Source organism: Rhizobium sp. S152 (assembly GCF_030380735.1).
Classification (GTDB): Bacteria; Pseudomonadota; Alphaproteobacteria; order Rhizobiales; family Rhizobiaceae; genus Rhizobium.
On sequence record NZ_JAUDRZ010000026.1, the window covers coordinates 239,825 to 261,579 of the forward strand.

Consider the following 21,755-nt stretch of genomic DNA (forward strand, 5'->3'; position numbering starts at 1 on the left):
GCCGATTTTGTACCGCATTTGTTCTCATCGCGCAAGTGGCGCGCAAATATCTGAAAGAAAAAGGTAAAACGACCAGTGTTCTACATTTGTTTTATCGATGGAAAGCAAGGGCTTGAGCAAAATGTTCACGGTGCAGGCGCGCTGATTTCCGAAAGACGATTCGTCTGCCGCGCGCCTCTGGAGCATTGAAATGAAGAAGAAGATTCTCGTGCTTGGCGGCGCCCATGTCGATCGTCGCGGACGCATCTTCGGCGATACCGCCGAGGGCGCCAGCAACCCCGGATTCTGGTTCGAGGAAGCCGGCGGCGGCGGCTTCAACGCCGCGCGCAATCTGGCGCGGCTTGGCTACGACGTGACGATGATTTCGCCACGCGGCGGCGATCCAACCGGCGAGATGGTGAGCGAGGCCGCCGATATCGCCGGCGTTACCGACCGCCCCTTCGTCTTCCTCGATCGCAAGACGCCGAGCTATACCGCCATCATCGAGCGCGACGGCAACCTCGTGATCGCGCTCGCCGACATGGACCTCTACCGGATGTTCGTTCCCCGGCGCCTCTCCATCCGCAGCGTCCGCGACGCCTTCGCCGCCACCGATTTCATTCTCTTCGACGCCAACCTACCACAGGAGACGCTGGCCGCGATCGTCGCCCGGGCGAACGCACTGGGCAAGCCCGTCGGCGCCATCGCCATCTCGCCCGCAAAGGCGGTCAAGCTGCTTCCCTGCATGCAGGGTCTGGACTATCTCTTTCTCAACGAGGCCGAGGCGGCGGCACTGACCGGCGAGCGCCCGAACGACCCGGCCCACTGGCCGTCACTGCTAGGAGATATCGGCCTCAGGGGCGGTGTTTTGACGCGCGGCCAACGCGAGCTCATCGCCTTTGCCGAAGACCGGGTGGTGGCGCTGCAGCCGGCGGATATCAAGGATGTGGCCGACGTGACGGGGGCCGGCGATTCCCTTGCCGCCGGCGTCGTGGCCGCGCTGATGCGGGGATTGTCGCTTTCCGAAGCCGTTCGCGAGGGCGCGGCGGCGGCGGCAGTCACGGTCCAATCGCCGAATGCCGTAAACGACAAACTGTCCGCCGAACTCATCCTGGAAACCTTGCCCCTTGTTCCCGAGGCAAGAATTCTGCATTGAAGCGTCTTATCGACGAAGTGGAAAAGACTATGACGCAACCGATCTCCCCCCTGCTGCCGATCAGCTATTCGAAGGAAGTGGCCAGCGCCAAACAGCGCGGCGCCCCGATCGTGGCCCTGGAATCCACCATCATCACCCATGGCATGCCCTACCCCGGCAATATCGAGATGGCCCGTAGCGTAGAGGCGATCATCCGTGATCAGGGCGCGGTTCCCGCCACCATCGCGGTCATGCACGGCACGCTGCACATCGGCCTCGAACCGGAGCAGCTCGAGCAGCTGGCACAGGCCAAGGACGTGCTGAAGGTCTCGCGCGCTGATCTCGCCTTCGCGATCGCCGAGCGCCGCCACGGCGCAACCACGGTCGCCGCCACAATGATCGCCGCCCAGCGCGCCGGCATCAAGGTCTTCGCAACAGGCGGCATCGGCGGCGTCCACCGCGGCGCAGAGCAGAGCTTCGACATATCGGCCGACCTTGAGGAGCTTGGCCGCACTGGCGTCATCGTCGTCTGCGCCGGCGCCAAGGCGATCCTCGACATTCCGAAGACGCTGGAAGTGCTGGAGACATCAGGCGTCCCCGTCGTCACCTATGAAAGCGAGGAATTCCCGGCTTTCTGGTCGCGCGGTTCGGGTCTGCGCAGTCCGCTGACGCTGAACAGCCCAGCCGCTATCGCCAACTTCCAGACGGTGCGCGAACAGCTCGGCATCAATGGCGGCATGCTGGTGGCGAACCCGGTTCCGGAAGCCTATGAAATCCCGCGCGAGGAGATGGACATCTATATCGAACGTGCCCTCGACAGCGCCGAGCGCGATGAGATCACCGGCAAGGCGGTCACGCCCTACCTGCTCAGCACCATCTTCGATCTCACCGATGGCCAGAGCCTGAAGACCAACATCGCGCTGGTCGAAAACAATGCGCGCCTTGCTGCCGAGATTGCGGTGGCATTGGGCGCCTGACGCTCATTGAAAAGCTGGTTCTGGTGGTTTGCCAGAACCAGCAAGATTTTGAGGGTTGAAAGCCCGGTTGCGCACCGGTTGCTTGCATGGGGCAGCCGGCAGAATCAGTCTCCTCCCCCGCGACCACGCGCCATCTTTAGCTGTCCAACGTTTCTTTCACCACCACGGCGAGCTGCTTCAGCGAGAACGGCTTCGGCAGGAAGCCGAACTTGGAGTCCGGCGGCAGGTTGCGTGCAAAGGCGTCTTCAGCGTAGCCCGAGACGAAGATGAACTTCAGATCCGGATAGTTCTTGCGCAGTTCCCGAAGCAGCGACGGCCCGTCCATCTCCGGCATGACGACGTCGGAGACGACGATGTCGACCTTGCCCTCAAGCTCTTTCATGATGTCGAGCGCTTCGACACCCGATCCCGCCTCGTGCACGGTATAGCCGCGCGTCTCCAGCATCCGCTTGCCGCCGCGGCGCACCGCTTCTTCGTCCTCGACCAGCAGGATCACCGCGGATCCGGTCAAATCCTCGGGCTGCTCTGGCGCGACAGGCGTTGCCGCAGCCGGCGTGCCCGTGGCGGGCGTTACGGCTTCCGCTTCGGCCGCGAGCGCCGGCTCGACGATGTGGCGCGGCAGGAAGACGCGGAAGGTCGTGCCCTTGCCGACTTCCGATTCCGGTTGGATATAGCCGCCCGACTGCTTGACGATGCCGTACACCATGGCGAGCCCGAGACCCGTACCCTTGCCCACTTCCTTTGTGGTGAAGAAGGGCTCGAAGATCTTGTCCATGATCTCGGGCGCGATACCGGTTCCGTTGTCGGCGACCTCGACCGCCACCATGTCCTCATGCGGCATGTAGGAATAGTTGAAGGCCGCCACTTCGCTGGCCGTGACGTTTCTCGTGCGGATCGTCAGCTTGCCGCCCTGAGGCATAGCATCGCGCGCGTTGACGCAGAGATTGATCAACACCTGCTCGAACTGCGACAGGTCGGTTTTCACTGGCCACAGATCGCGGCCGTATTCGACATCGAGCTTGACATTGGTGCCCGACAGCAGTCGGTCGACCAGCATCCTGAGGTCGCCCACCACATCGGTCAGGTTGAGGATGCTCGGCCGCATCGTCTGCTTGCGCGAGAAAGCGAGCAGCTGGCGCACGAGAACCGCGGCGCGGTTGGCGTTGCGCTTGATTTCCATCAGGTCGGCGAAACCCGGATCGGCCGGCCTTGCCTGCAGCAGCAGGTGGTCCGAAGACAGCAGGATTGCGGTCAGGACGTTGTTGAAGTCGTGCGCGATGCCGCCCGCGAGCGTGCCGACCGCGTTCATCTTCTGCGTCTGCGCCATCTGCGCCTCGAGCGCCTTTTGCTCGGTCACCTCGACGGCATAGACGATGGCAGCCTCTTCCGGTGCCTCGTCGCTCTGGTCGATGACGGCATTCACATAGAAGCGGAAATGGCGTGCGTCGTCCGTCGGCGTCCGGGAATCGATCGGCGGAATGTCGCCTTGCCGATCCTTGGCGGCCGCGAGCGCCTGCTGCAGTCGCGCCTTGTCGCTGTCCTGCACGATGACCTCGAGGAACGCCCCGTTCTCGACGTCGTCGCGAGAAACGATGCCCGAAAACAGCTTGAGGAACGGCGCATTGGTCCTCAGAATCCGCCCGTTGCCATCGACGGAGGCGATCGCCATCGGCGTATTGTTGAAGAAGCGTGTGAAGCGCATGGTCGCGACCGAGGCAGACTGCCCGCTTTCGTCGCCCGCCTGGCGGGTCAGAACGATCGTGCGGCTTTCGCCGGGCGCGCCGTCGCGCATCGAGGTGACGCTGTGCACGATCTGCACCGGAAGGCTCTGGCCGTTCGACTTCTTGAGGTCGAGGTCGAGCGTCACGGTCTTCTTCAGTCCCGGATCCGCCTGCACCGACTGGATCAGCGCCAGCCCCTCGCCGGCCACCAGATCGCCGATCGTGATCGAGCCCGGAATGAATTTCGTGAGGTCGAGGCCCAGCCACTCCGCGAGCGTCGCATTGAGATAGAAGATCTCGCCCTTGCGGCCGGCCGAGAAGAAGCCCGCCGGCGCATGGTCGAGATAGTCGATCGCGTTCTGCAGTTCCTTGAAGAACCGCTCCTGGTCGTCGCGCTCGGAGGTGATGTCGCTGATCTGCCAGATGCGCAGCGGCTTGCCGCCACTTTCCTCGTTCTGCAGCGTACGCGCCTTCAGGCGGTACCAGTGTGCCCCCGATCCGTTCGGCGAGGGACCAAGCGCGCGCAGCAGCCGGAATTCCTCGCGGCCTTCCTTGCCGTCGCGCAGGCCGTTGGTCAGCCGGTAGAGCGCCTCGTTCGATTCCCGGTGGCGCGACAAGAGCGCCTCCAGCGTCTGCACTTCGGTCGCCTTGCGCGCGCCCGTCAGCGCGCCATAGGCCGCGTTGGCGTAAATGATCCGGCCCTTGTCGTCGGTGATCAGCGACCCGTCGGGGTGGCTGTTCAGGAAGGCGCGGGCGAGGCTGTCGGACTGGCGCTGCGGCATGACCTCGATGAAGCCGATGACCGACGACACCAGGAAGAAAATGCCGACCATGGCGAGCACGCCGAGCGCGCCGAGCACCAGTTCGTTTTCCAATGAATTCTTGAAGACGACGAAAGCAGCCGCGGCTCCAATCAGCACGAGAGCCAAGAGGATGATGCGCAGAGCTGTTCCCCCGCGTCCTCCGCGGTCCACGAGCGCTTCGCTATAATCGTCGGCCTGACGCGGTTTCGTCATGTAGTCCCTCGCATTGCCTGCCGGCCTTCACTCGTAACAGAGAGACAAAGCAGGAATCAGGCGCCAATCCCTTCTTAGCAATTTGCGCCCGCCGCCAAAACACCGCTCTCCATGAAGAGTGATTGAATTCACAAGGAACAGCGCCAGTTTCCTCGATTGAATGCAGGCCAAAACACCATGTTCGACTTTCGCTCACGCCTTCGACGACTGGACAACACCATTGCCCCTTGTCTACGAAGCTGAAAAGTCGTCATGTGGCGCAAAGTCGCGAAGGAGTAAGCAAGATGTTCGATAACCTCATGGACGGCTATGGCAGCCGCTTCCTGATCGCCGCTGCGGCTGTCGCAGTCGGGTTGCTGCTTCTCTTCATCGTCTTGTGGCTCATGCGCAACCGCGCCTCCTCGCCCTTCGTGCGTGGCGGCCGCAATCGCCAGCCGCGCCTGCAGGTTCTGGACGCCGCCGCCGTCGACGCACGCCGTCGTCTCGTGCTGGTACGCCGCGACGATGTCGAACACCTGATCATGATCGGCGGTCCGACGGATATCGTCATCGAGAGCCGCATTCATCCGGATGGCGAGCCAGCCCCCGTCTCCGCGCCAACACCGACGCCGGCACCGGCGCCCGGCCGCTCCCAGCCTGTCATGATCGCCGAGGCCGAGCCCGCCGCTCCGGCCAAGCCCAGCACATCAGCCGCTCCCGCCGTAGCCGCGATCACGCCCCCGCCCTCGGAGGCGGTACCTGTCGACGTCAGGCCTGAGCCCCTGGTTCGCCCCGTTCCCGTCCAGGCAATTCCGCCTGCAGCCGCGCGTCCCGCGCCGGCCGAACCGCCACATGCCCCAGCCGTCGCGCCGCCTCCCTCTGTTGAACCCCGGCCGCAGGTGCAGTCCTTCCGCCAGACCGAGACCCGCCCCACGCCCGCGCCAATCGAAACCGATATGGCAGCCGATATTCTCGATTCCGCGCGCCAGCGCGTGTTGCAGCAACCGCGCGTGGAGCCGCCGCTGAGCGTTCCGATCGCGCCGCAGCCCGCCGTAACCGCATTCGATGCCGGCGTCGCCAGCCCGGCCCCGCATGCGCCGCCGGTGCAGCCGAGCGACTTTCAGCGCATTCTCGAAGATGAAATGAACAACACGCTCGCCGCCGAGCGTATGGCGCCCCCGGTGCACCTGCAGTCGCAGAGCCGCCCCGTTCCGGCTCCATCCGTCAATCAGCCGCGCCGTGATCCTGAAATGGCGCCAATCACCGGCCCGGACGCCGCCCTTCAAAATGAAGTTGCACGTATTTTCGGAGAAATGAGCGTGAACCGCGACAAGTGAAGCGCGGCCGACGCAAGTAAAAATCCGCAACGAAAAAGGCCGGAGCATCGCAACTGATGCTCCGGCCTTTATTTATCAGGCACCACCACCTTGTGGTGCCATTTTTACGCTGTATCGCCTGCGGTTATTCGTCCCGATAGACCTTCTCGCGACGCTCGTGACGCTCCTGCGCCTCGATGGAAAGCGTTGCGATCGGACGGGCGTCGAGACGCTTCAGGCCAATCGGCTCGCCAGTTTCCTCGCAGTAACCGTAGGTACCGTCGTCGATACGTACCAGTGCTGCGTCGATCTTGGAAATGAGTTTACGCTGACGATCCCGAGCGCGCAATTCGATGGCACGGTCGGTTTCGGACGAAGCTCTGTCGGCGAGGTCAGGGTGATTTGCGCTTTCCTCGGCCAGGTGCTCGAGGGTTTCGCGCGCCTCTCGAAGGATGTCGTTCTTCCAGGCGACCAGCTTGGCTCTGAAGTAAGCCCTCTGGTTACCATTCATGAACTCTTCCTCTTCCGAGGGTACGTAGTTGCTAAGATCGATCTTCTCACTCAACGCGATTCTCCTGAAGAACATCTCATCTGGCGGCTGTATATCGCGAGGACGGCCCTTGATTCAAGCCAAATACGCTAGGTAAACAGATTTTTAAATCTGTCACAATTTTGAGCTAACAGACTAATTTCTAATCGCTATTTCTGAAGGCTATTCGCCCGCCGGTTTTACCGCTCGTATTGGCGGCTGCAACTTCGGCTGCCAAGGTTGACGTTGACCGTGGCTCCCCGCTACTGAAAAAGCCCTCTCGATCGTGGATTTTTCTATGGCTGCCATCCTGCCTCCGCCTTCACGGATCTACCTCCTGCGGCACGCCGAAGCCGCCTGGGCGGCACCCGGGGAACGCGATTTCGATCGCCCTTTGAGCGAGAAAGGGTTTGCGGACGCCGAGATCGTCGCCGATCGCGCCGCCGACAGGGGCTACAAGCCGGACCTCTTGCTGAGCTCGACGGCGCTTCGCTGCCGAGACACGGCCGATGCGGTTCACCGCGCCGTCGGCCTTTCCACTGATATCCGCTTCGTCGACGAACTCTACAACGCGTCACCGGACGTCTATCTCGACATCATCGCTGCGCAGCGGGATATCGGCTCCGTCATGTTGGTCGGCCACAACCCGACGATGGAGCAGACGCTTGAAGCGCTGATCGGGCACGACGCACTTGCAGAGGCGTTGCCGACCGGTTTTCCGCCTGCGGGTCTGGCTGTGCTCGACCACGACGGCGCCATGGGCTGGCAGCTGATCGACTTCGTCATCGACTGACGCCTTTTCGTTCCGCGTCGCGGTTCCTATATGGTTTTCACGATTCAATCGGAATTCCGTCTTGCCGCCCAGCCTCACCTCCTTCACCGATGACGCGCGCATAGCGCTGGATAACCTGACGGACCGCGCCTCCGGCCTGGTCAATCCGACTGTCCGCCTCGGCGTCACCGGCCTGTCTCGGTCCGGCAAGACGGTCTTCATCTCATCACTGGTGCACAATCTGCTGCATGGCGGGAGGCTGCCGCTTTTCGAGCCGGTGCAATCCGGCCGCGTCTCGGCGGTGCGGCTTGAGCAGCAGCCCGATGATGCCGTTCCGCGCTTTCAATACGAGGACCACATCCGCGCGCTGGTGAAGGATCGCGTCTGGCCCGATTCGACCCGCGCCATCTCGGAGCTGCGCATCACGCTCGATTACCAGAGCGCCAGCGGTTGGAACCGCTTCTTCTCGCCCGGCCGGCTGTCGATCGATATCGTCGATTATCCCGGCGAATGGCTGCTCGACCTGCCGCTGCTCGGCAAGGACTACAGGACCTTCAGCGAGGAAACGATCGCGCTCGCCTCGAATGGCGTCCGCGCCGAACTCTCCCAACACTGGCTGGGACTGACCCGTGGAACCGACATCAACGCGCCGGCCGACGAGATGCTGGCCCGCGACCTCGCCTCGTCCTTCGCCGATTATCTCAAGGCCTGCAAATCCGACGAACGCTCCCTGTCGACGCTACCACCCGGCCGCTTCCTGCTACCGGGAGATCTCGACGGATCGCCGGCCCTGACCTTCGCCCCGCTCGCATTGCCGCCGGAAGGCCGGCCGGAAAAGGGATCGCTGTGGGCGATGATGGAGCGCCGCTATGAGGCCTATAAATCGGTCGTCGTGAAACCCTTCTTCCGCGAGCATTTCGCGCGCCTCGACCGGCAGATCGTCCTTGTCGACGCGCTGCAGGCGATCAACCGCGGTCCCGAGGCCGTGCAGGATCTCGAACGCGCATTGACGGAGGTGCTTGCCTGCTTCCGTCCCGGCACCAGTTCATGGCTGTCTTCGCTGCTCGGTCGGCGGATCGACCGCGTCCTCGTCGCCGCCACCAAGGCCGACCACCTGCATCATGAAAGCCACGACCGGCTCGATGCGCTCACCCGCCGCCTCGTCGATCGCGCCATCCAGCGCATCGGCATGGCTGGCGCCGGCATCGATGTCATGGCGCTCGCTTCCGTCCGCGCCACGCGCGAGGCCACCGTCAAGCGCGACGGCCACGAACTGCCGGTCATCGTCGGCACCCCGATGGAGGGCGAAACCATTGCCGGCGAGCGTTTCGACGGCTCGAAAAAGACCGCCATCTTTCCCGGCGACCTCCCCGCCGATCCGGAACGGCTGTTCGAGCGCATCGAGGCCGGAGACGACGTCAGCCTGCCCGACGTCAACGTCGTGCGCTTCCGTCCGCCGCAACTTGAGGAGACCGGCGGCGGCATCAAGCTGTCGGTTCCGCATATCCGGCTCGACCGCGCCATGCAGTTCCTGTTCGGAGATCGCCTCGCATGATCAAGCCTCCCCGCACACCGGCCTCCTTCGCCTTCGAGGACGAACAGGATCAGCAGCTTCCCAAACCAGCGCAGGAACAGCGCGAGCCCGGCAGCTTTTCCGACGATATCGTTCTGACGACGGATGAGGACGATCCCTTCCTCAATCCCGGCAAGGATCTCGCCGACCTTCCGGTCGCCACGCCACGCCGCCGCAACCGCTCGTTCGCCAAGATCGCGCTCGGCGCCTTCGGTGTGCTGTTCTCGCTCGCCTTCGGCCTTTGGACCGACAGCCTCATCCACAACCTCTTCTCGCGTGCCGATTGGCTGGGCTATACGGCGCTGGCCGCACTTGCCGTCGGCATCCTCGCCATCCTCGCGATCGTTATCCGCGAAACCGCCGGCATGATGCGCCTCGCCGCGGTACAGACCATCAAGGCCGAGGCCGACGCGGCTATCGTCGAGACCAGGCCAGCCAAGGCCCGTGCGCTGGTCAAGAGCCTGGAATCGCTGCTGTCAGCCAAGCCGGAGACAGCCAGGGGCCGCGCCACGCTCAAGGCGGCGGAAAACGACATCATCGACGCGCCGCATCTGCTGGCGCTCGCGGAGCGCGAGCTGCTCGGGCCGCTCGACCGCCAGGCGCGGGCGCTGATCGTCAATTCCTCGAAACGCGTCTCCATTGTTACCGCCGTCAGTCCGCGCGCGATCGTCGATCTCCTCTATGTGCTCTACGAAGCCAGCCGTCTGATCCGTGCCATGGCCGAGCTTTACGGCGGCCGCCCCGGCACGCTCGGCATGATCAGGCTGATGCGCGACGTCCTCGCCCACCTCGCCGTCACCGGCTCGATCGCGGTGGGAGACAGCCTCGTCCAGCAGGTTCTCGGTCATGGGCTGGCCTCGAAGCTCTCGGCCCGGCTCGGCGAAGGTGTCATCAATGGCCTGATGACGGCTCGTATCGGGATTGCCGCCATGGACCTCTGCCGCCCGCTCGCTTTCCGCGCGCTCAAACGCCCGGGAATCGGCGACTTCATCGGGGATCTCACGCCCTCGATGACGCAGCGCGACAAAAACCCTTGAAAAATGCGGGGCGATCGAGAGTTTCTCGTCTCTTCCCTCTCAGGCCAATAGCGACCATAAATTCAACGCGCTAGGCCACGACCACGACAATTTCTGGTGTCAGCGAAGTGGTGCAAATCCGGCCACATCGCCCGGCTGGAAACCAAGCATTAACCATTCTTCGGCAAAACTTGAGCTCAGTTAAGCGATGGTATTCGCCAAGGAAAACCCATGTATCCGCGCAAGTCTCTTCTCCTACTAGGCCTCGCCGCAGTCGCCCTGTCTCCCATCGTCGATATGGCACCGGCAGCAACGGCCGCCACCCGCGACAAGGCGTTCTTCGAATCCGTATCAGGAAGCTGGAAGGGTCCGGGCGAAATCGTTGCCGGCAAGTACAAGGGCACGAAGTTCAGCTGCAACCTGACGGGCGAGCCGGTCCCGGGCAACAGCGCCGGCATCAAGCTGGATGGAAGCTGCCGCGTCGGCGTCTTCAAGCAGCCGATGAGCGCGACGATTACCCAGTCGGGCAGCAGCTACAAGGGCCAGTTCCTTGATGGCGCGGCCGGCAAGGGTCTCGACATCGTCTCCGGCGCCGTCACCCAGGATACGGTCGTTATCGGCATCAACCGCGCCAAGCTCAACGGCGCGATGATTGCCCGCGTCCGCGACGACAAGACCATGAACGTCACGCTGTCGGTGAAGGTCGAAAGCCAGATGATTCCGGTCATCGGCTTGACGCTGACCCGTCAGGTCGACGAGATCACCGTCGGCTCCGTCGAGTAAGACTTTTCACGGTTCACAGTCATCGAAAGCGGCGGTCTCGCCGCTTTTTTTGCGTCAACCGTTCCGCCACCAGTCAGTACCCTGCTCGGCGACTTCGATGCCTTCGATATCGGCGCTCGCCAACCAGTCGCGGACCGACGATCCCCTGACGACCAGATCCGGTGCGAAATCGGCCAGTGGCATCAGCACGAAACCGCGATCGGTCATCCGGGGATGCGGCAATTCGAGCTTCGGTCCCGCCTGCACGATATCGGCATAGGTCAGGATATCGATATCGAGCGTTCGCGGACCCCAGCGCTCGATGCGCTCGCGCTTCATCCCTCGCTCGATATGCAGACAGACATCCAGAAGTGCTTCCGGCGCCAAAAGCGTCTCGACCTCGGCGCAGGCATTGAAGAAATGCGACTGGTCGGTCTTGCCCCAAGGTGGAGTGCGGTAAACGCGCGACACCGCCGATACCAGACAGTCCTCGCGCGCATCGATCGCCCGCAGGGCAGCCGCCATCGCATGCACGGGATCGCCGAGATTGCCGCCGAGGCCGAGTGTCGCGGTCTTGAATGATGTATCAGGCAAAATGTTCGACGCTCACCTGGACGAAATCAAGCACGCCAGGCACCGGCGCGTTCGGCTTGCGAACCGTGATCTTGGCGCGCCTGATCTGCGGAAATGTCTGGCACAGACCCTTGGCGATATCGAGCGCCAGCGCCTCGATCAGGTAGCGTCTCTTGCCAGTAACGATCTCCTCGATCACGGTGAACGCGATCCCGTAATTGACGGTATCGCCGATCTGGTCGCTCTCCAGCGCATCGCCGGCCGTCACGTCGAGCTCGGCATCGACGAAGAAGCGCTGCCCGAGAAACTCCTCCTCGTCATGGACGCCGTGACGGGCGAAGAAGGCGCAGTTCTGCAGGGTGATGGTGTAGGTGGTGCTCATGGCATGTTTCTCCGCTCGAGATCGTCGCGCGTCTCGAGCATAGCATCGGCGACGGCCAACGCGTCCCTGTTGATTGCGACATCATGTACCCGAAAAATCGCGGCGCCCTCCAGCCGCAGGAAGACGCTCGTCGCCGCCGTACCCGCATCGCGATCGGCAGCCTCTCGGCCGGTCACCGCGCCTACGAACCGCTTGCGCGAAGTGCCGGCAAGCAGCGGCAGACCGAGCCGGTGCAACGCGCCGAAGCGCGCCATCAGTTCGAGGTTCTCCCGCGTATCCTTGGCAAAGCCGAAGCCCGGATCGAGGACGATGCGGTCGGTAACGACACCTGCATCCGCGGCGATCCGCAGCGACCGTTCGAGAAACACGAACTGATCCTCGATCAGATCGGGCAGCTTTTCACGATCGCGACCGGTATGCATGAGACAGAGCCCCGCGCCGGTCTTCGCCGCGATGTCGGCGATCTCGGGCTCCCGCTGCAGCCCGAACACATCGTTGATGATATGCGCGCCCGCCGCGATCGCCGCCCGCGCCGTGTCGGCGCGATAGGTATCGATGGAGATCAGTACGTCGCTTCTGGTCCGCAGCGCCTCGACGACAGGCAGCACGCGCGCCTTCTCTTCTTCTGTGGTCACCACGTCAGCGCCCGGCCGCGTCGATTCCCCGCCGATATCGATGATCTCGGCACCGTCCGCGACCGCCTGCAAGGCGTGCGCGACAGCCGCGTCGACGGTTTCGTACTTGCCCCCGTCGGAAAAGGAATCCGGCGTCGCGTTGACGATCGCCATGATGACGGCGCGTTTGCCGAGCTCTATCTCGCGGTCGTGTCCGACCCGCCAGAAACTACTCTGAAGCTTTGCCAACGGCATTCATCCTATCGATCAAAAAAACGGCCGCCGATATTGCGCTGGCGGTGGCTATGCCCCAAGCTCCGGCAAACTTCAACATGAGTATTTGTCGAATGCCCTCCGCACTGCGTTATATGCTTCTCCCGCTTGCCTTTTCCATGGGAATATCCACCGCCGGCCCGTCCTTTGCCGCCGTGGTTGCCACGAAGAGCTATTCCTATTTCAGCATCAAGGGGAAAACCGCGGACGAACTCGACAGCCAGCTGAGCACACGCGGTCCGACCGCCAACGGCTCTTCCTCCCGCCACCCCGGCGCCACCAAGATCCGCTTCGGCGGCGACGCCACCTATGTCGAGAGCGGCGGCAAGTGCCGGGTCGGCAGCGCCAAGGTGACTGTCCACACGCAGATCATTTTGCCGCGCTGGACCGACCGCCGTGGCGCCAGCAAGCAGCTGTCGATGATCTGGGACGCGCTGTCGAGCGATATCAAGCGCCATGAGGAGCGCCACGCCGAGATCGCACGGGTTCAGGCCCGCGCCATGGAGAGGCAGATTCTTGCCCTGCCCGCGCAACGCAGTTGCGAACTCATGCAGGAGAAAGTCAGCGAGGTCTCGGTCCGCGGGATCGACGAGCACGATCGCCTGCAGGCCCGATTCGACCGCGTCGAGGCGGTCAATTTCCAGAACCGGATGATGCGGCTCCTGAACAATCGCTTGGGACGATCGGGCGGCGAATAATAGCCGATTCGGGGATCGAATTCGATCACGGATCTTTAGCCGCGTAACAAAAATTGTGCGAAACGCCAGCAGCCCCAGTGATTTACCGGTTATTTCTCACCCTAGCTAAGTCCAACATAACGCGCTAATATTCAATCATTCGAAAGTTCAGGTGGAGGTACCTGAACCATCGTCTCCGGGTTCTCCTGGCGCGTTGCGAAGCCGCGGACGATCCTCCCTCGTCCGTAGGTAATGCGCCTACCTAGCCTCGCTCGTCTCACGGCCAGCGAGGCTTTTTTTGGCCGGAGATATCAGGCCTGGCGCTCGGGGACGTGCACGGTCAACCCGTCGAGGGCAGCCTTCATCCTGATCTGACAGGAGAGACGCGACGTCGGGCGAACGTCGAAGGCGAAATCCAGCATGTCTTCTTCCATCGCTTCCGGCGGACCGACGCGTTCGGTCCACTCGTCGTCGACGTAGACATGACAGGTGGCACAGGCGCAGGCGCCGCCGCATTCGGCTTCGATGCCGGGAACGGAGTTGCGCACGGCATTTTCCATGACCGTCGATCCCTGATCGACGTCGAGATCGAAGCGCGTGCCGTCAAAGGCGACAATGGTCAGTTTCGGCATTGATGATTTCCGGTAATTTCAAAGGGAGGGTCTGGATTTTTCTTCCAACAAATCGGTCAGCCAGTCAACATTTGACAGGCATGAGCCCTTTATTCCAGACATGAAAGCGACACGCTTGTCCGATTGCGCCACGCAAGAGGACGCAAAAAGACCCGCTGCTCCGAAATGACGCAACGGGTTTCTTCCAGTCGATTTTATCGTCGTTGTGCCATCTCGGCACCCGCTAGCCCGGACTGCCTTTGCGGCCGGGCTGAATACGTCAACGGCAGAGCTTCAGAATGAAATTCTCCGCCTCGATCACGGCAACGCCGACGGCCGCCATATTGGCCGCATCACCGCAATTGCCTTCCAGCGCTTCCGCCGTTTGAGCGACCCGAAACGCGCCGACGGCCCCGGCTGCACCCTTCAGCCGGTGAGCCGCTGCTTCCACCCGCTTGGCTTCCCCGCAGGACATCTCCTGCAGGCAGGCGCGGGCTTGTCGCGCAAACATCTGTAAGACCTCTATTTCCAGGGCCTTGTCGCCCATGGTCTGCTTCGCCAGGTGCACCAGATCGACTGGACGCTCCTGGGATGGACGCTGTCCGTCGCTGTTGTCAGGTGCCGCAAACGCGATACTCACTGCTGCCATCTGTCAATCTCCCGTCGTGTGTCCCGCCGTCTAAACCCGATGGTGCGGCGGCGCGGTGGCGATCGCGTTAAATTCGACCGCGATCACGGCGGATTTCTCGACATATGGTTAACGTCGGTTAAACACCCGTAAGCTGTTGGTTTTTAACACGGCCGATCCGTTAAATTGTGTTAACAATGAATTAATAGCGAAGGATTTGAACAACCCCGTTAATTGTCTAGCAGCGCCGGATGTGTCACTACGGTACGACTGCGCGAGGCCTGCGGCACATGCCTTTGCGCGCCAAGTGGATAGTGGTAATGTTTTGATACCGTCTGTAGGGAAAAGCAGCTATCCACTCTGAAATGAAAGACTTATCCACCCCTCGTAAATGAGGTGCGGATAGGTTCAGAGGCAAAGGTTTGGTTCGGGTTAGGCGGAAAAGCCCGAATGCGTTGATGAACCGGCTGAGATGTAACGAGGCGTATCGGAATGGCGAACAACAAGTACAACGAATCGATTGAGGACAAGGCGTTCAAGGCATTGGACGAAGCCCTGCAGATCGACTTCGCGGAAGATCCTACGCCGTTACGCAACGGCAAAACGCCCGACGCCCCGGAGGCCCACGTGTCTGAAACACCCAGCCCGCGCAATCAGCAGAGCAAGGATGAAGGCCAGAAGCGGCGCGGCGGCAACGCCCCTCGCCTCCCGGAGCAGCCCTCCAGGGCGCCCGCCTTCGCAGCCAACGACGCCAACCGCACGACGCCGGCCTCGCTTCTGAAGTCGCTCGACAGCGGCTCGCTGCGTTCGGCGATCCGCAACGCCACGCTCGTCTCGGCTCTTTGGATCGTCGCCGGCCTCGGCCTCATGGCGCTTCTCTACTCGCCCGGCATCTGGCAGATCCGCTCGATCGCCGATCTCGTGGCGCTTCCCGGCGTCATCGCTGGCTTGATCGGCATCATCGTGCCGGTCATGCTCTTCTTCGCCTTCGCCATCATGATGTCGCGCGCCCAGGACATGCGCAACGCCGCGCGTTCCATGGCCGAAGTGGCGCTGCGCCTCTCCGAGCCGGAAACGATCGCCTCCGAACGCATCATGACGGTCGGCCAGGCCGTTCGCCGCGAAGTCTCGGCGATGAACGAAGGCATCGAGCGCACCATCGCGCGCGCCTCCGAGCTCGAGACGCTCGTCCATTCCGAAGTCAATGCGCTCGAGCGCAGCTATGCCGATAACGAACTGCGCGTGCGCGGCCTCGTCCACGAGCTCGGCTCCGAGCGCGAAGCGATCGTCAATCACGCCGAGCGCATCCGCACTTCCATCTCGGGCGTTCACGATCAGCTGAAGGAAGATCTCTCGCTTGCCACCGAAGAGATCGCCGTACGTCTCGCCACCTCTGGCGAGGCTTTCGCGTCGATGATCGACACGCGCGCCGCGACGATCACCGAGAAGTCGGAATCCGCCATCCAGTCGATCGGCTCGCTGCTCGCAGCCAAGACCGACACCCTGCTGCAGACCCTGACTTCTTCCGGCTTCGCGCTCGCCAACGAGTTCGATACGCGCCTGGAGTCGCTCAGCACCAATCTCAGCGAACACGGCGAGCATATCCTCAGCCAGTTCGAAACCCGCGCGTCCACCATGGACAGCAATGCCGAGAAGCTGAACGCGGCGCTCAACGACCGCGCCCGCCAGCTCAACGAGATCCTGATTGCCCGCACCCGCGAGATCAGCGAAAGCCTCTCCGGCGGCGAACGCAACATCACCGGCACGCTCGACGACGTGCTCTCGAAGCTCAACTCCGCGCTCGACGAGAAGGGCTCGACCTTCCGCCAGAGCCTTCAGTCGAGCGTCGACGACACGATCATGGACCTCGACCTGCGCACCGGCTTCTTCGAGGAGCGCCTGCAGGCGACCGTCGCCCAGCTCTCGACGTCCTTCGACGACCGCGTCGCCGAATTTGCCAATGCCTTCGACCAGCGCGCCGGCTCGCTCGACACCAAGCTGATGGAGAGCCTGAACCGCATCAACGAGACGCTGAGCGGCGGTTCGGAATCGCTGAACGGCATCCTGAGCTCCAGCATCGAACATATCGGCTCGTCGCTGACGGATCAGTCCTTCGCGCTCGCAACCGCGCTGGCGACCGGTCGCGAAGTTCTCGAGGACACGTTGTCGCACAAGGTCGAGGAAGTCGCCGGCGCGATCAACGCGCGCACGACCGAAATGACCACGGCGCTGAGCCATGCGACCTCGGAAGTCTCGCTGGCGCTCGCCTCCGGCACCTCCGAGCTGCACAACAATCTGCAGGCACGCGCAACGGAATTCCGCGAGACGCTGCTGACGACAACCTCGGACCTGACCTCCGCGGTGTCCGCCGGCACCGAGCAGATCACCTCGGCCTTCGGCCGCGCCGACGACCTCAACGACATGATCTCCAAGCGCGCTTCCGAGATCACCCATGCGCTTGATTCAGCCCATGAGCGCATCGACGGCGTCATGGCCGAGCGCGGCGGCGCTTTCGCCTCGGCGCTGTCGGACAGCCAGGCCCGCTTCGAGGACACGCTTGCCAGCCGCTCGGAAGCGATCATCAGCGCCGTGTCCGGGACCCACGATCGCCTGGCCGACACGCTCGACGACAAGGCCATGTCGCTCGCCATCGCGCTCGACGAAAGCCAGAACCGCTTCGAGGAAACCATCGGCAAGCATGCCGACGGGATCGCCAACAGCATCGTCGGCGGCCACGATCGCCTTGCCGAAACGCTTGAAGATAAGACGATGGCGCTTGGCATCGCCTTGAACGAGAGCCATGCCCGCATCGATGATACGCTTGGCCATCACGCCAGGTCGATCGCGGATTCGCTGGTCGGCGGTCATGAGAAGCTCGCCGAAACGCTCGACGACAAGACCATGGCGCTCGCCATATCGCTGAACGAAGGCGAGAGCCGGATCGCCGACACGCTGGGCCAGCGCATCGATACGATCACCAAGTCGATCGCAAGCGGCCACGAGCAGCTCACCGAGGCGCTCGACGACCGCGCCATGGCGCTGGCCGTCTCGCTGAACGAGACCGAAAGCCGCCTCGCCGACACGCTCGGTCATCACGCCGATGCGATCTCCACCTCGATGACGACGGGACACGCCCGCTTGACCGAGGCGCTCGATGATCGCGCCATGGCGCTTGCCGTGTCGCTGAACGAGACCGAGAACCGCCTTAGCGATACGCTCGGCCACCACGCGGAGGCGATCACCAACTCGATGGCGACGGGCCAGGCCAACCTCAGTGAAGCGCTGGAAGACCGCGCCATGACGCTGGCGATTTCTCTCAACGAGACACACAGCCGCCTCTCCGAGACGCTCGATCACCACGCGGCAACGATCGACAGCTCGCTGTCCAATGGCCAGAAGCTGATTGGCGAGACGCTGAGCGAACGCGCCGCGGCACTTGCGACCTCGCTCACCGAAGGCCATAGCCGCATCGAGGACAGCCTCTCCAACCGCGTCGATGCGCTGACCAATTCGATCGCCACGGTCGAAGACCGCCTATCGGATACTCTCGACGAAAAGACCCTGGCGCTTGCCGTATCCTTCAGCGAGAGCCAGAGCCGGTTCGACGATGCGCTGGAAGCTCGTACCAATGCCCTGCTCGACACCGTGGCCGGTGCCGAGTCCCGCGTCGCCGGTGCCTTCGCCGACAAGGCGGATGCCATCCGCAGCGCCTACACGGACAACCACGATCGCCTCGAGCGCTCGCTGTCCGACCACGCCGCTTCGCTGGCGCACACCCTGACCGGCGGCACCGATCGCATCGAAACACTTACCGGCAATGCGGCCGCGCGTATCGAGAACCTGACGGACAGTGCCGCCGCACGCATGGAGAGCCTGACGGGCAACGCCGCGTCGCGCATCGAAGGCGGCCTGGATGCGGCGCACGACCGCATCCGCGCCACGCTCGAAAATCGCGAGCAGGCGATCAACATCACGCTCCGCGACGCCCATGAGCGCATCGGCGACACCCTCGCCGACCAGGCGACGACCATCGGTGCCTCGATCGCCACCAGCGTCAGCATGCTGGAAATGTCACTCGAGGATCACGAAGTCTCGCTGCGCCAGACCATCGACAACAGTGCCAAGTCGCTGGAAGACCGCCTGCGCGACAGCACCGGCCAGATCGCCGGCCGTTTCCACGATGCAGCGGGCGAAATCTCCCGCACGGCGGAAACCTTCTCTTCCAACCTCGGCCAGTCGATCGAGGGCATGACGGGTCGCTTCGCCGAGACCGGTTCGCGGGTTGAAGCCGGTCTCACAGCGCTCGAAAACCGCATCCGCGATGGCGTCGGCGGTGTCGCCGAACAGGTCGATGCCGCGGGCAACCGCCTGTCGACCACGCTGCAGGAAGGCATTGCCCAGCTCGGCACGCTCGGCGACGACGCGACATCGCGCATCGCCACCGCCCTTGACGGCAGCGCCGGCAAGCTCACCGAAGCGATCGACAACCGCACCGCGCATCTCACCTCCGAGCTCGACGGTCGCACGACAAGCATCGGCGAAGCCATGGATCGCGGCAGCGCCCGTATCGATGAGCGCCTCTCGACGATGGACCGCGCCCTCACGCTCGGCCTCGACGCCGTCAACCGCACCATCGAAGGCAAGGCCGCTGGTCTCGCCGCCTCGCTGCGCAGCGCCGTTGCCGACGCCACCGAAGGCATGGACAGCGAAGCCAACCGCGCCGCCGAAACGCTCGGCCGCACCGGCCAGCAGTTCGCCGAGGGCCTCGACAACAAGAGCAGCGATTTCGCCCGCACCATCGAGGAGCGCTCCGAGCAGATCGTCGGCCGCGTCTCCGAGGCGCAGAACCGCCTTGCCGGCCAGGCAGCCGCCGTTGCCCAGACCTTCTCCGAAGCCGGCAACGCCATCATCAACAAGGTTGCCGAAGCCGAAACGCTGGTCAGCGGCCAGGTCAACGCCATCTCTCGCGCTCTGAGCGACGCCCAGGGCACGCTCGAAGCACACGGCACCGGCATCCGCACCACGATTTCCGACGCCAGCGAGCAGATCGCCTCCACCATGGGCGATGTCGAGCGGGCTCTGGAAGCACGCGGCAACGCCATCCGCAGCAACCTTGAGGATCGCACCCGCGAGATCGACTCATCGCTCAGCGACGTCGAGAAGGCGCTGGAGGCCCGTGGCAACTCGATCCGCGCGACCCTCGACGATCGCACCCGCGAGCTGAACTCGATGCTGGCAGGTCGCTCGACCGAGCTGACCAAGATCCTCGACGAGACCGCACGCCCGATGATCGATCGCTATGCGGAAACCGGCAAGGAAGCCGCCGCCCGCATCGTCGCCGCCACCGAGCAGAGTACGAGCCGCCTGCGCAGCGAGAACGAAGCGCTCATCAACGCCATCGCAGCGCGCACCGAAAGCGCGTCCACCGCCGTTGATGCGATGGAAAACAGCCTGCTTGCCAACGTCAACCGGCTGATCGAGCGTCTCTCCGACAACAGCGCCACCATGGGCGCCATGATGAGCCGCGCCGCCGAAGACCTGACAGCCGTCGACGGCCGCCTCGGCGACACCACCTCGCGCTTCACCGACTCCGCCTCCAAGGCCGCCGAGATGGTCTCCGCCTCGACGCGCCTGCTCGAAGGCAAGGTCGATCGCCTGTCCGACATCTCGGGCCAGACGCTCGCCCAGGTCGGCGGCATCATAGGCCGCTTCGACGAGCACTCCAAGGTGCTGAGCCAGGCTTCCGGCCTGCTCGCCGCCGCACAGTCGAACCTGGTATCGACGCTGGAAGACCGCGAAACCGCTCTGCAGAACCTGTCGATCGGCCTGGTCCAGCGCTCCGAAGACATCGAGAAGACCATGCGCTCGCTGGGCGGCATGGTCGAATCCGCCTTCGACCGCGCCGAGCAGCGCTCCAACCAGGTAAGCGGCAATCTGCGCGAAAGCGTCCAGTCTTCCTTCGCCGACATCGGCCGCGTGCTCTCCGAGACAGAGAAGCGCGCCGAGCAAGCCGCCGAGACGATGCGCAGCGCGCTCACCAAGGCCGGCGAGGATGCAAACTCCACGATCGACGGCGCCTTCGGCAATGCCGAGCGCCGCTCGAGCGAGCTTTCCGATCGCCTGCGCGGCGGCCTGACGGCATCGCTGTCGGACGTCGAGCGCATGCTCGGCGAGGCCGGCCGCGCGTCCGACGGCGCAGCCCATCAGCTGCGTGAATCGCTGCGCACGGCAGTTGACGAGGCGGTCGCCCGCTTCTCCGGCGCCACCGAGGAAATTCGCCGCTCCGCTGGCGATATCCGCAAGGAACTCGACATGACCCGCAGCGAACTGAAGCGCGGCGCATTCGATCTTCCCGAGGAAGCCAAGGAAAGTGCGGCCGCCATGCGCCGCGCGGTTGCCGAGCAGATCAAGGCGCTGCAGGATATCTCGCATATCGTTGGCCGCTCGACACAGCAGCTCGAGGTTTCCGAGCCCGCGCCGCGCACGATCGCCCAGCCGCAACCGGCACCGCGTCCCGCCCAGCCGGCCATCAGCCAGCAGCCGCCGCAGCCTGCTCCGGCAGCCCCGGCTCCCGCGCCCGTCGCCAGCTCGATCCCGGCCCAGCCGCCGATCGGCAATATCGGCCTGCGCGGCACACTGGCGCCGACGCCCGCCCCCGCTCCCGCGCAGCAGCGCGTTCAGGTGGCGACGCCGGCACCGGCAGCCCCGTCGACGGGCGGCTGGATCAGCGACCTCCTGCGTGGCGCCTCGCGTGACGAGGACGGTGCTGAAGAAGCCGCTGCGCGCCAGCCGGCACCGCGCGCCGAAGCGCCTGCCGCCCAACCACGTGGCAACGACAGCCGCAACCCGCGCCATGTGGTGGAATCGCTGAACTCACTCTCGGTCGATATCGCCCGCGCCATCGACCATGACGCCTCGGTCGACCTGTGGCGCCGCTACCAGCGTGGCGAACGCGACGTCTTCACTCGCCGCCTCTACACACTCAAGGGCCAGCAGACCTTCGACGAGATCAAGCGCAAGTACGACCGCGAGCCTGAATTCCGCACCGCCGTCGACCGCTATATCGCCGACTTCGAAAAGCTGCTCGCAGACGTCGCCCGCACCGACCGCGACAAGTCGATCACGCAGTCCTACCTGACCTCGGACACCGGCAAGGTCTACACCATGCTGGCGCACGCCGCAGGCCGTCTCAAGTAAGCCGGCTTCAACCAGACAGATACGA

16 protein-coding genes are annotated in these 21,755 nt (G+C 63.7%); 9 read left to right on the plus strand and 7 right to left on the minus strand.

Going from position 1 to position 21,755, the window contains the following annotated elements:
- Window positions 1-190: 190 nt before the first annotated feature.
- Both QTL95_RS20405 and QTL95_RS20410 read left to right on the plus strand, forming a co-directional pair.
- Window positions 191-1,135 carry a carbohydrate kinase family protein gene (locus QTL95_RS20405; protein ID WP_289721741.1) on the plus strand — a complete coding sequence of 315 codons (945 nt, stop codon included), beginning with the start codon at window positions 191-193 and terminating at the stop codon, window positions 1,133-1,135.
- A gap of 29 nt (window positions 1,136-1,164) precedes the next feature.
- On the plus strand, window positions 1,165-2,091 hold the full coding sequence (locus QTL95_RS20410) for a pseudouridine-5'-phosphate glycosidase (RefSeq protein ID WP_289721742.1): 927 nt from the start codon (window positions 1,165-1,167) through the stop codon (window positions 2,089-2,091).
- A gap of 136 nt (window positions 2,092-2,227) precedes the next feature.
- Here QTL95_RS20410 and cckA read toward each other — a convergent pair whose 3' ends face one another.
- Window positions 2,228-4,828, minus strand: coding sequence for a cell cycle histidine kinase CckA (gene cckA / locus QTL95_RS20415; RefSeq protein WP_289721743.1), 2,601 nt, complete (start codon window positions 4,826-4,828; stop codon window positions 2,228-2,230).
- A 284-nt stretch (window positions 4,829-5,112) separates the two neighbouring features.
- On the opposite strand from cckA, the gene QTL95_RS20420 reads away from it, so the two are divergent.
- A complete protein-coding gene (locus tag QTL95_RS20420) occupies window positions 5,113-6,144 on the plus strand; it encodes a flagellar biosynthetic protein FliO (RefSeq protein WP_289721744.1) in 1,032 nt (343 codons plus the stop codon).
- 124 nt (window positions 6,145-6,268) lie between these two features.
- On the opposite strand, the gene dksA is transcribed toward QTL95_RS20420, so the two are convergent.
- The gene (gene dksA / locus QTL95_RS20425) at window positions 6,269-6,688 is read right to left on the minus strand and encodes an RNA polymerase-binding protein DksA (protein ID WP_289721745.1); all 420 of its coding nucleotides are present in this window, start codon (window positions 6,686-6,688) and stop codon (window positions 6,269-6,271) included.
- Between the two features lie 262 nt (window positions 6,689-6,950).
- Between dksA and QTL95_RS20430 the strand changes: the two genes are divergently transcribed.
- From QTL95_RS20430 to QTL95_RS20445, 4 genes are all read left to right on the plus strand, one after another.
- Window positions 6,951-7,445: a SixA phosphatase family protein gene (locus QTL95_RS20430; RefSeq protein WP_289721746.1), complete on the plus strand. Its 495-nt coding sequence runs from the start codon at window positions 6,951-6,953 to the stop codon at window positions 7,443-7,445.
- 61 nt (window positions 7,446-7,506) lie between these two features.
- Window positions 7,507-8,979, plus strand: a complete 1,473-nt coding sequence (locus QTL95_RS20435) for a YcjX family protein (protein WP_289721747.1) — start codon at window positions 7,507-7,509, stop codon at window positions 8,977-8,979.
- A complete protein-coding gene (locus QTL95_RS20440; protein ID WP_289721748.1) occupies window positions 8,976-10,034 on the plus strand; it encodes a YcjF family protein in 1,059 nt (352 codons plus the stop codon). Before QTL95_RS20435 ends, QTL95_RS20440 begins: the two co-directional genes overlap by 4 nt.
- Window positions 10,035-10,244: 210 nt before the next feature.
- Complete coding sequence (locus tag QTL95_RS20445) at window positions 10,245-10,796, plus strand: hypothetical protein (protein ID WP_289721749.1); 552 nt, start codon at window positions 10,245-10,247, stop codon at window positions 10,794-10,796.
- Window positions 10,797-10,850: 54 nt separating this feature from the next.
- Here the strand turns inward: QTL95_RS20445 and folK are convergent, their stop codons facing one another.
- Genes folK through folP form a run of 3 tightly spaced genes read right to left on the minus strand, consistent with a single transcriptional unit; the run spans window position 10,851 to window position 12,599 of the window.
- A complete protein-coding gene (gene folK / locus QTL95_RS20450; RefSeq protein ID WP_289721750.1) occupies window positions 10,851-11,369 on the minus strand; it encodes a 2-amino-4-hydroxy-6-hydroxymethyldihydropteridine diphosphokinase in 519 nt (172 codons plus the stop codon).
- Complete coding sequence (gene folB / locus QTL95_RS20455; protein ID WP_289721751.1) at window positions 11,362-11,730, minus strand: dihydroneopterin aldolase; 369 nt, start codon at window positions 11,728-11,730, stop codon at window positions 11,362-11,364. The genes folK and folB overlap by 8 nt, the downstream gene beginning before the upstream one ends.
- Window positions 11,727-12,599, minus strand: coding sequence for a dihydropteroate synthase (gene folP / locus QTL95_RS20460; protein ID WP_442981326.1), 873 nt, complete (start codon window positions 12,597-12,599; stop codon window positions 11,727-11,729). Before folP ends, folB begins: the two co-directional genes overlap by 4 nt.
- Window positions 12,600-12,691: 92 nt before the next feature.
- Here folP and QTL95_RS20465 point away from each other — a divergent pair, with 92 nt between their 5' ends.
- Window positions 12,692-13,315 carry a DUF922 domain-containing Zn-dependent protease gene (locus tag QTL95_RS20465; RefSeq protein ID WP_289721753.1) on the plus strand — a complete coding sequence of 208 codons (624 nt, stop codon included), beginning with the start codon at window positions 12,692-12,694 and terminating at the stop codon, window positions 13,313-13,315.
- A 290-nt stretch (window positions 13,316-13,605) separates the two neighbouring features.
- On the opposite strand, the gene QTL95_RS20470 is transcribed toward QTL95_RS20465, so the two are convergent.
- Both QTL95_RS20470 and QTL95_RS20475 read right to left on the minus strand, forming a co-directional pair.
- A complete protein-coding gene (locus QTL95_RS20470) occupies window positions 13,606-13,926 on the minus strand; it encodes a 2Fe-2S iron-sulfur cluster-binding protein (RefSeq protein WP_024312780.1) in 321 nt (106 codons plus the stop codon).
- A gap of 259 nt (window positions 13,927-14,185) precedes the next feature.
- On the minus strand, window positions 14,186-14,554 hold the full coding sequence (locus tag QTL95_RS20475; RefSeq protein WP_289721754.1) for an Hpt domain-containing protein: 369 nt from the start codon (window positions 14,552-14,554) through the stop codon (window positions 14,186-14,188).
- A 471-nt stretch (window positions 14,555-15,025) separates the two neighbouring features.
- On the opposite strand from QTL95_RS20475, the gene QTL95_RS20480 reads away from it, so the two are divergent.
- Window positions 15,026-21,730, plus strand: coding sequence for a hypothetical protein (locus QTL95_RS20480; RefSeq protein WP_289721755.1), 6,705 nt, complete (start codon window positions 15,026-15,028; stop codon window positions 21,728-21,730).
- Window positions 21,731-21,755 lie beyond the last annotated feature (25 nt).